Annotated in this window: 5 protein-coding genes and 1 tRNA gene; 3 read left to right on the top strand and 3 right to left on the bottom strand. The window is 58.3% G+C overall.

Features of this window, described 5'->3' with window-relative positions:
• The coding region (locus VN887_11515) for a hypothetical protein (protein HXT40630.1) at positions 1-197 on the bottom strand (197 nt) is incomplete at its 3' end.
• A gap of 378 nt (positions 198-575) precedes the next feature.
• Between VN887_11515 and VN887_11510 the strand changes: the two genes are divergently transcribed.
• The 3 genes from VN887_11510 to VN887_11500 all read left to right on the top strand — a co-directional run bounded on the left by VN887_11510 (position 576) and on the right by VN887_11500 (position 7,646).
• Positions 576-3,491, top strand: a complete 2,916-nt coding sequence (locus VN887_11510) for a DUF2339 domain-containing protein (protein ID HXT40629.1) — start codon at positions 576-578, stop codon at positions 3,489-3,491.
• Positions 3,492-3,608: 117 nt separating this feature from the next.
• Positions 3,609-4,814: a glycosyltransferase gene (locus VN887_11505; protein ID HXT40628.1), complete on the top strand. Its 1,206-nt coding sequence runs from the start codon at positions 3,609-3,611 to the stop codon at positions 4,812-4,814.
• Between the two features lie 243 nt (positions 4,815-5,057).
• A complete protein-coding gene (locus VN887_11500; GenBank protein ID HXT40627.1) occupies positions 5,058-7,646 on the top strand; it encodes a glycosyltransferase in 2,589 nt (862 codons plus the stop codon).
• 8 nt (positions 7,647-7,654) lie between these two features.
• Here the strand turns inward: VN887_11500 and VN887_11495 are convergent.
• Positions 7,655-7,730, bottom strand: a tRNA-Ala gene (locus VN887_11495).
• 574 nt (positions 7,731-8,304) lie between these two features.
• The coding region (locus VN887_11490; GenBank protein HXT40626.1) for a choice-of-anchor tandem repeat GloVer-containing protein at positions 8,305-9,113 on the bottom strand (809 nt) is incomplete at its 5' end.

The following is a 9,113-nucleotide window of genomic DNA, read 5'->3' as shown; positions in this document are numbered from 1 at the left end:
CAGAGTTCCGCGAGCCGCCGAAAGGCGAAGTCGGTTTCTGTCGCGGCGCGAATCAATGTATCGGCAACGACCCGGTAGTTCGGCGAATTCATTCCGGTTGCTCCTGCTTCGCCCGGGGACTTTTTTTCACCACCGGCGAAGACCGCGATGCCGAAAGGCACCAGGCACCCCATGACACTGAGCACGCGCAGCTGCATAATGACGCCGAGTTTTTCAAAGCTTCTCGTGCAAGACAATCAATTACGCCAAAGTCCGGCCTGCCGCCCCCCACCCATCACGCAGCCCGATGTTTCGCATCATTTTTTCGATTAACGGCCAGACGGGACGCGCAGTCAGACTGTCCGCCATGAAAACCAGGTCCGGTTTTGATTGGTGGGGTGACGCAAGAGTTTGGGCTGGTTGGGCCGCCTTTTCGCGTTCAGAGTTGTTCGGGTTCCGGGTGAAGCCACGGTCGGGCGGCGCTCGTCTGCAATGCGCCTCAGAACGGGATTTGAGGAGGTCGTCATCCGGACGAAGCTCTGCGAGAGATTCGGAAGCGACGTTCTTTTTGCCCGTAACCAAATGAAAGGCTGGCGATGAACGAACAGGAGCGTGCGGAACTGTTGCGGTTGAAACAAAGGTTGCAGTCGTTGCAACACGAGTTGGATCTCCTCTGGACGCAGACGCAGCAATTCGAAGCACAATTGAAACCAGTCGAACAACCCTCGGCCGCCCCATTCCCGATAAAGCAGATGGAAATCACGCCCTCGGGGGCGTCGTCTCCGGCACGACCGGGCGTGGAGGCATCGGCAACTTCGCTGAAAATCGCGGCACCGGCGTCTCTGCCGCCCGTCATCCCGCCTCAACCGGAGGCCGTCTTCGTGGCGACCGCATCGGAACCGGAGGCGTCCGAGTCGGCGCCAACGGCTGAAGCGCCAACGCGCGAACTGTCGGAACCGCCGCCGCTCATCCCCGCCGCCGCGTCTGCGCCTCCGGTAAAAGAATCCTCGTTCGAAATGAAACTGGGCAAGGTCTGGCTCGTGCGCATCGGCATTGTGATGTTACTCACAGCGCTGGTGTTCTTCGGCAACTACGCCTACCAAAATTTCATCACCAAACTCGGCGCTGGCGGAAAACTGTTCCTCATGTATCTCGGCAGCGGCCTGCTGCTCGGTCTTGGTGCGCGACTGCAACGCAAACAGGAGTCGTTGAAAAACTATGCGCAGGTGTTGTTAGCAGGTGGCCTCGCCGCCGTTTATTTCACGACCTATGCCGCACATCACATCGCAAATCTGAAAGTGATTCAAAGCGGCGTGCTCGACGGCGTGTTCCTTCTCGCGTGGGCCGCATACATGGCCTGGCTTGCCGACCGCAAAAAATCAGAATTGCTCGCGATTTTCGCCGTCGGCCTGGCTTATTACACGTCCATCATCACGAACATCGGCCTGTTCACACTTTACTCGAACCTGGTGCTTACCATGGCCGGCGTGTTCTTCTTCGTGCGCAATCGCTGGACAACGCTCTCGTTCGGCAGCCTGTTCGCCACTTACGGCGGATACACCTACTGGCGCTTCTACGTGGATGGCCAATGGCTCTGGCACTCGAATCTCTCGAATGCCGGCTTCCAGCCCGGCAATCTGTTTCTGCTTGGTTACTGGCTCCTGTTCACCGCCGCGGTCTTCCTTTCGCGTCATGAGAAATTCACGGGCGAGCCACGCGCCGCATTCCTGACCGTCAACAACGCCGCGTTCTTCAGCCTCGTCGTGCTGACGCAGCTTTCTGTCAACACCGGTTCTTTCTGGAAACTCTCACTTTGTTTTGGCGCCGTCTTGTTGGGATTGGCTGCTCTGGCGGCGCGACGGCTCGCCGCCGAGAAGATCGTCATCAACAGCTACCTCACGCAGGGGCTCGTTCTCGTCACAGTCGGCTTTATTACCTATTTCACCGGCCTGAAGCTGGCGATCATGCTCGCCGCTGAAAGTGTCATTCTCCTCATCCTCGCTGACCAGCGACAAAACCTGCTCCTGCGAATCGGCGCGTACCTCACAGCGTTTCTTGCGGTGAGTTGGGCGGTGTTCGGGATGAAACAATTCGACCGCACCGACCTTTACCTCGGTGCGAGCGTGGGACTGCTCATGACCTTCAACGCGTTCTGGTCGCGACGACACGGTGCGGAGAATAATACAGACGGCATCCGCCCGCAGCCCGCGACGTTTTCGGCGCTGGCGTTGGTGACCTTGCTGGTGACGACCTGGAATAACACCGCGCACGAAAACCTTCCACTGGTCCTCGCCGTGGAAACCGTTTTGTTGACCGTTTCGTTCTATGCGTTGCGCATTCGGGAAATCACGCTGTTCGGCCAGGGTTATCTTGTGCTCGCGCAAGCATTCTGGCTTTGGGGGGCCATTGATACACACCCCGCACCTCCGTGGTGGAATCCTGCGCTGCTCGTCGCCATCACGCTTGGCCTCAGCCATTGGTGGCAGCATCAACGAACGCTGAAGTTCGACCGCGACGGCGCGCAATTGTTCCAGGGACTCTACGCGCTCGCAACGGTCGGCATGCTGTTCTTCTGGTTGCATCCGCTGTTCAACGCGCCGGTCTGGCTCGCATTCACCAGTCTGCTCGCCGTTGGATTGACCGTATATGGCGCCGTCACGCGCGCATGGCTGCTGGCCGCGTGCGGACAGTTCTTTCTCGCGGTCAGCGCCTGGGAATTTCTGAACCAGTTGTGGCGCGACAAACCGGAATGGTATGTGGCGCTCGTGCCGATGGCCTCGCTCGTCGCCCTTTCATTCGGCGTGGCGCGCTGGTTCAATCGCCGGCCCGAACTCAGCGCCGGCTACGGCGAATCCATTCTGCCCATCGCGCTGGTCTATCGCTGGGCTGCGCTGCTCATGTCGCTCGCCTGGGTCTATCAATACATCGCGGGCCGGGAACGGTTCTGGGTGTTGTCGCTCTCCGGCGCGCTGGTTTTCTGGGAAGCCGGGTGGCGCAAGAACCGCGAAGGCTTGCAGTGCGGCGCGGTGCTCACGGCCGCCGGATTCTGGCTCTTCTGGTTTCCGTTCCAGGGTGACACGATCGTATATTGGCCAAACCTGCTTGCCATTCTTGTCCTGCTCGGCCAGCAACGTCTCGCCCGGCATTTGCCCGAACATTTTGAGTTCGCCGAAGGCTTGCACACAACGATGATTATGCTGGGTGGGTTGAGCCTTTGGCGGTTCGCGTCGAAATGGATCGTGTTTCTGCAATCGGACGGATTTTACCTGACGGTTTGCTGGGCTGTGCTGGCCCTGCTGGTGTTCGTCACGGGAGTTCTGATGAGCGAACGGATCTATCGCTGGCTCGGCCTGGGCGTGCTCGGTTGCGCGCTCGGCCGTGTGGTGATTTTGGACGTGTGGAAACTCGACAGGCTCTATCAAATCCTCAGCTTCATGGCGCTCGGCATCGTGCTGCTGATTCTCGGCTTCATCTACATCCGGTATGAGCAAAAGATCAAAGAGTGGTTGTAACGGTGAATCGGCCCCGTCCTTTCCCGGTCGGCGTTGCACCTCCGACGCTTCAACGGGGTCACTCTCGTTCGGAAAAACCTTTTTGACCGCGTTGATCCTTGTTAAGAACCAAGCGTGGTGTTGAACGTCATTCTGGCAGCGCTCACGCTCCTCAGCCTCGCGTTGACGCTTTGGCAATTCGTCGTCGGACTGCGATTTCCACTTCATCAGCGCGCCACGGACAAGGGTTTTGCGCCACCGGTCACGCTTCTGAAACCACTGAAGAACGCCGACGGCGAAACGCTGCACTGCCTGGAAAGCTGGCTGACGCAGGATTATCCTGCTGCAACACAGATTTTGTTCGGAGTTGACTCGACTGATGACCCGGTTTGCGAAATCGCCCGGCAGCTGATCGCAAAACATCGTACGCGGGATGTTCAATTGGTTGTTTGCAATGCGTCTCTTGGCGCCAACGCCAAGGTCTCGACGCTGGCCCAACTGCAACGTCTGGCCAAACACGACCTGATCGTCGTCAGCGACGCGGATGTGCGGGTGCCCCCGGATTTCCTGGCCAACGTCGTCGCTCCGTTGCGTGATCCGGCCGTTGGGCTGGTGAATTGCTTTTATCATCTGGCCAATCCCACGACCACGGCGATGCAGTGGGAGGCCATCGCCATCAACGCGGATTTTTGGAGCCAGGTACTGCAATCGCAAAGCCTCAAACCGCTCGACTTCGCCTTGGGCGCGGCCATGACCACGACCCGGGCACAAATCGACGGCATCGGGGGATTTCAGGCGCTCGTTGATTTTCTGGCTGATGACTATCAACTCGGCAACATGATCGCAAGGCGAGGCGGGCGGATTGTTCTTTCGCCGGTCGTCGTCGAGTGTTGGGAATCGCCGAAGAGCTGGAGCGAAGTGTGGCGCCACCAGCTCCGCTGGGCGCGCACGATCCGCGTCTGTCAGCCGCTGCCTTATTTTTTCAGCCTCCTTGGCAACGCCACGCTGTGGCCGCTGCTATGGTGGATCGTTCAACTTGTCTCAACCGGAGCGCATTTCGCCGGTTCCTGGCAGGGAGCGACCGGTTACAGGACGGGCGTTTTGCGCCTGCCCGACTGCTCGTGGATTGTTGCCGCATGCCTGCTGGCGCGCATCCTGACCGCCATGAGGAACCAACAAAAACTGACCCAGTCCCTGACGCATGTGCATAATTTTTGGCTGGCGCCTGCGAAAGACTTGTTGAACGTGTTGATCTGGGTGTTTGCATTCCTCGGCAACACGGTTGAGTGGCGTTGCCGCCGCTATCGTGTCCGTCGCGGTGGCCGGCTGGTGAGCGTCTCGTGACGTCGACTCGACACGATCGCCGCCCGCCTCGAAACAATTTGAATTTCAATTCAGTTGCCGAAGTCATTTTGCTTACGTAATAGAAGTCCTGTGCGGAAGTTGCCCTGCTCCGGATCTGTGATCGGCAGCGTCATGCCCCTGTTGTTTTGCGGACTGCCTCTCGGGATCCGGCCGGACCGTTGCCCGCTCCTTGGTGTGCTCATGCTGCGCCGAAAAATCTGACCCCGAAATTCGCGTACCGCCATGAGTGCTCACAGCAAACCCGCACCGCGAGTAAGCGTGGATGGAAAGTTTTTCCGGCTCGGCCGGGAAAAATTCCATGTGAAGGGTCTTGCCTACGGTCCGTTTGCGCCGAACGCGCAGGGAGAGATGTTTCCCTCGCCCGATCAGGTGGCGCGCGATTTTCTTCAGCTTCGCGAACTGGACGCCAATCTCGTCCGGGTTTACTGCCCACCTCCACGCTGGTTTCTGGATCTCGCGACCGGGCATCACCTCAAAGTTCTCGTGGATGTGCCGTGGCCGAACCATCTGTGTTTCCTCGAATCGTCAAACGCAAAGGCGGAGGCACGAGCGGCTGTGCGAAACGCCGTGGCCGCCTGGGCGGGCCACCCCGCGGTATTCGCCTGCAGCGTGGTGAACGAGATCCCCGCGGAAATCGTCCGCTGGAGCGGCGCGCGCGCCGTGACGGACTTTATCGAAGAACTCGTGGAGATCGCCAAATCCACCGATCCGGACTGTTTGTGCACCTTCGCTTCGTTTCCGCCGACTGAGTTCATTCATCCGCAAAACATCGACTTCGTCTGTTTCAACGTTTACCTGCACCAAAAGAAGACGTTTGAAAGCTATCTCGCCAGGTTACAGATGCTCGCAGACACCAGACCGCTCATCCTCGGTGAATTCGGCATTGACTCCATCCGCGAGAGTGAGCCGAACAAGTGTGAAATCCTCGGCTGGCAGATTGAATCGGTCTTTCGCGCGGGTCTGGCCGGCGCCGTCCTCTTCAGTTACACGGACGACTGGTTCAGAAGCGGTCGGCGGATTGAAGATTGGGGTTTCGGCATCACCGGGCGCGATCGCAAACCGAAGGAGTCGTTTTGGACGGTCCAAAAGGTCTTTGGCGGCTCGCCGCATTTTCCATTGCCACGTCTTCCAAAGGTTTCCGTCGTGGTCGCATCGTACAATGGTGCGCGCACGCTCAAGGCATGCCTTGGCTCTCTTGTGAGCCTGAATTATCCTGATTACGAAGTCATCCTCGTGGATGACGGCTCGACCGATTCCACGCCGGACATTGCGAAAGAGTTTGGCAAAATTCGCTATGTCCGCCAGGACAACCACGGCCTCTCCGTCGCGCGCAATACCGGCATCAGCGCGGCCGTCGGCGAAATCATTGCGTTCACCGATTCCGACTGCCGGGCGGATGAAGACTGGCTCTATTACCTCGTCGGCGATTTGTTGAGCGGCGAATTCGTCGCTGTCGGTGGACACAATTTTCTTCCACCAGACGATTCATGCGTTGCCGCAGCGGTCATGGTTTCGCCCGGCGGGCCTGCGCACGTAATGTTGTCGGACCGGGACGCCGAACACATCCCCGGCTGCAACATGGCGTTTTACAAGTGGGCGCTCGAAGAAATCGGCGGTTTCGATCCGGTGTTCCAAAAGGCGGGCGACGACGTGGACATGTGCTGGCGGTTGCAGGAGCGGGGCGGCAGGATCGGTTTCAGCCCGGCGGGCTTCGTCTGGCACTATCGACGCTCGACCATCCGCGCCTACCTGAAGCAGCAGATCGGCTACGGCGAGGCCGAGGCCCTGCTGATGCGCAAGCACCCGGAATACTTCAACTTCTTCGGCGGCGGCATGTGGCGCGGGCGAATCTATACCGCCTCGAAGTTCGGCGTGACGCTGCAGCGGCCGGTCATTTACCACGGTTTGTTCGGCAGCGGATTCTTTCAGAAACTGTACATTCCCCAGCCGGCCTTTCTGCTGATGTTTTTCACATCGCTCGAATACCATGTGTTGATCACCCTGCCGCTGCTGGTGTTGTCCGCGTCGTTTTACGCGTTGCTGCCGGTTGCGGTGACGAGCATTTGCATTTCACTCGGCGTTTGCGCCCTCGCCGCGGCGCAGGCGGAGCTGCCGAAGAGGAAAAAGCGAAGATGGTCTCGTCCGCTCGTCGCGTTGCTGTTCCTGCTGCAGCCGATAGTGCGCGGTTGGGCGCGTTACGGTTGGCGCCTTACGGCCCGCTCCGAGCCGCCGGTCTTCAAACGCGCCGTCCCGACCGCGGGCCTTGATGGCTTGAGATCCGCCAGACTGACTTGCTACGGGTCGGAGGCCGGCCAGGACCGGTACTTTTTTCTCCAGGGTGTCCTCTCCAAACTACACGCCGAGGAATGGCAGTACAAAACCGATGCCGGCTGGAGCGATCACGATGTGGAAATCTTCGGCAGCCGCTGGAGCCGGCTGCGCTTGACGACGGTCACGGAGGAACTTGGCCGGGGGAAAAGAGTTTTCCGGTGCCGGCTGAAGGCCAACTGGTCGCTGCCGGCACGAATTGCGTTTTGGGCCGCTTGCGGCGCGGAATCCCTGGTGATCGCCATGTTGACCCCGGCGCATCCGTGGATCTGGTTACTGTTGCTTTCACTGTCCGTTTTTGGCTGGTGGCTGGAGCGGCAGAAACGCAATGTGCTGCTCTGGATTGATGCGCTGCTGGACGAAGTTGCCGCGGAACAGAACCTGGTCAAAATCCAACCGGACTCGAAATCGCGTAAATCCCCGGCGTTTGCCAGTTCGAGCGACATTTCGACGAACCGTGAAGTGATCGAAGGGAAAGGCTGACTTCGGAATGGTGGAGCCGAGGGGAGTCGAACCCCTGACCTTCTCATTGCGAACGAGACGCTCTACCAACTGAGCTACGACCCCATCCACCAATGCTCTGCGATGGTCCTAAAAGGTTCAGAATTCATCTTCGGAGTGTTTCCTGAATGCCAAAAACACTCGCAAAAGGTGACCAACTCCAGCCTGAAAGCATCGCTGCGAAAATCTGACTTAGGGCGTAAACGTTGGCAAGAAAAATGACACCAAGCCGGACATCCGAGGCTTTGAAACGCAAGAGCAAGCGACCAATTTCAGGGATCAGCGGAATGCGAAATTTCTTGAGAGCAACACTGCTGGCCTAACCGATCTCAGTGACATCGCCCAACACGAAATCCTTCTTTGTCTCAAACGAGTGGACGCGTTCCACGCCAGCAGTCATGTTAGGGCACCCGAATCCAACACTTCTTTACAACACATACATTGCCACCCTGTGCGTGCGTTGCCGCGTGCAAAGCCGCCAGCGTCGCCGTCACCGTGATGCCAGGTGAAATGGCGGACACGCTGTGGAAAACTATTTGAGTCCATTGTGGAACCCGCGAGTTTTAGAGAAGCAATTGCGAGGAAAATGAATGTGCCGGAGGAATTCTTCCTGGCCGCCCGCTTTGATTCGTCAATGCGTTTACGGTTGCTTTAGGCGAAAAAACTGCTCGACGGCAGAGTTGACGTTGGTGACGGTGAATTGCGTGCCGACGACGGCGGAGGCGTCGGTCGAATCACTCCAGACGATCGGCGGAGTAAGGTTCGTAGTCAATTGGAGCACAAATCCAGCGGCATTGGTCGGCCAGGAAAAAACCATTTGGTTTCCCTCTTGCGCGATCGTGAGGGTAGGTGGCGGCGGTGGCACCACGATGCGGAAAATGGCCCCTGGACCATATCCGTCGTCGATCGAGAGATCACTGCCGGCGGCAGTACCGTAGAGATTACCGTCTGCGCCCTGCACGAGCGAAACTCCGTAGGCGAGATCAAGGCTGTCGAGTGCAACCAGGTTTGTCCAGGTGCCGTCAGGCATTATTTTGTAAACAATTCCTTGTAAAACTTCACTTCGGAAAAAGAAGCCAGTGGTGCCGTAAAGATTTCCATCGCTCGCTTGTATAGGCGGGTAGCTCAGGTAGCCAACGGCGGGGTCCAACGATAACAACGTCACCAAATGGCCGGTCGGAGTCATTTTGAACACCGTGCCAGGCGTCGTTTCGCCTACGTCCGCGCCGGGGTGAGTTACCCCGTAGAAATTGCCGTCGCTGCCCTGCGCCAAACCGCCTGTCGCGGTTGCGTAAGGGTTGAAATTGATCGAGAGCAGCCGCGTCAGGCTGCCGTTGGTGGTGACTCTGAATATCGTTCCATTACCGTACGCTCCACCCGAAATGGTTGTGCCGTAGAAGTTGCCATCTTTGCCTTTCGCCAAACCTGCATTTGGATAATAGCCGTTGG

Origin of the sequence: Candidatus Angelobacter sp. (assembly GCA_035607015.1) — a bacterium.
In the GTDB taxonomy this organism is placed as follows: Bacteria; Verrucomicrobiota; Verrucomicrobiia; order Limisphaerales; family AV2; genus AV2.
The sequence above is the reverse complement of the archived record's forward strand: the minus strand, read 5'-3'. Positions and strand labels throughout refer to the sequence as shown.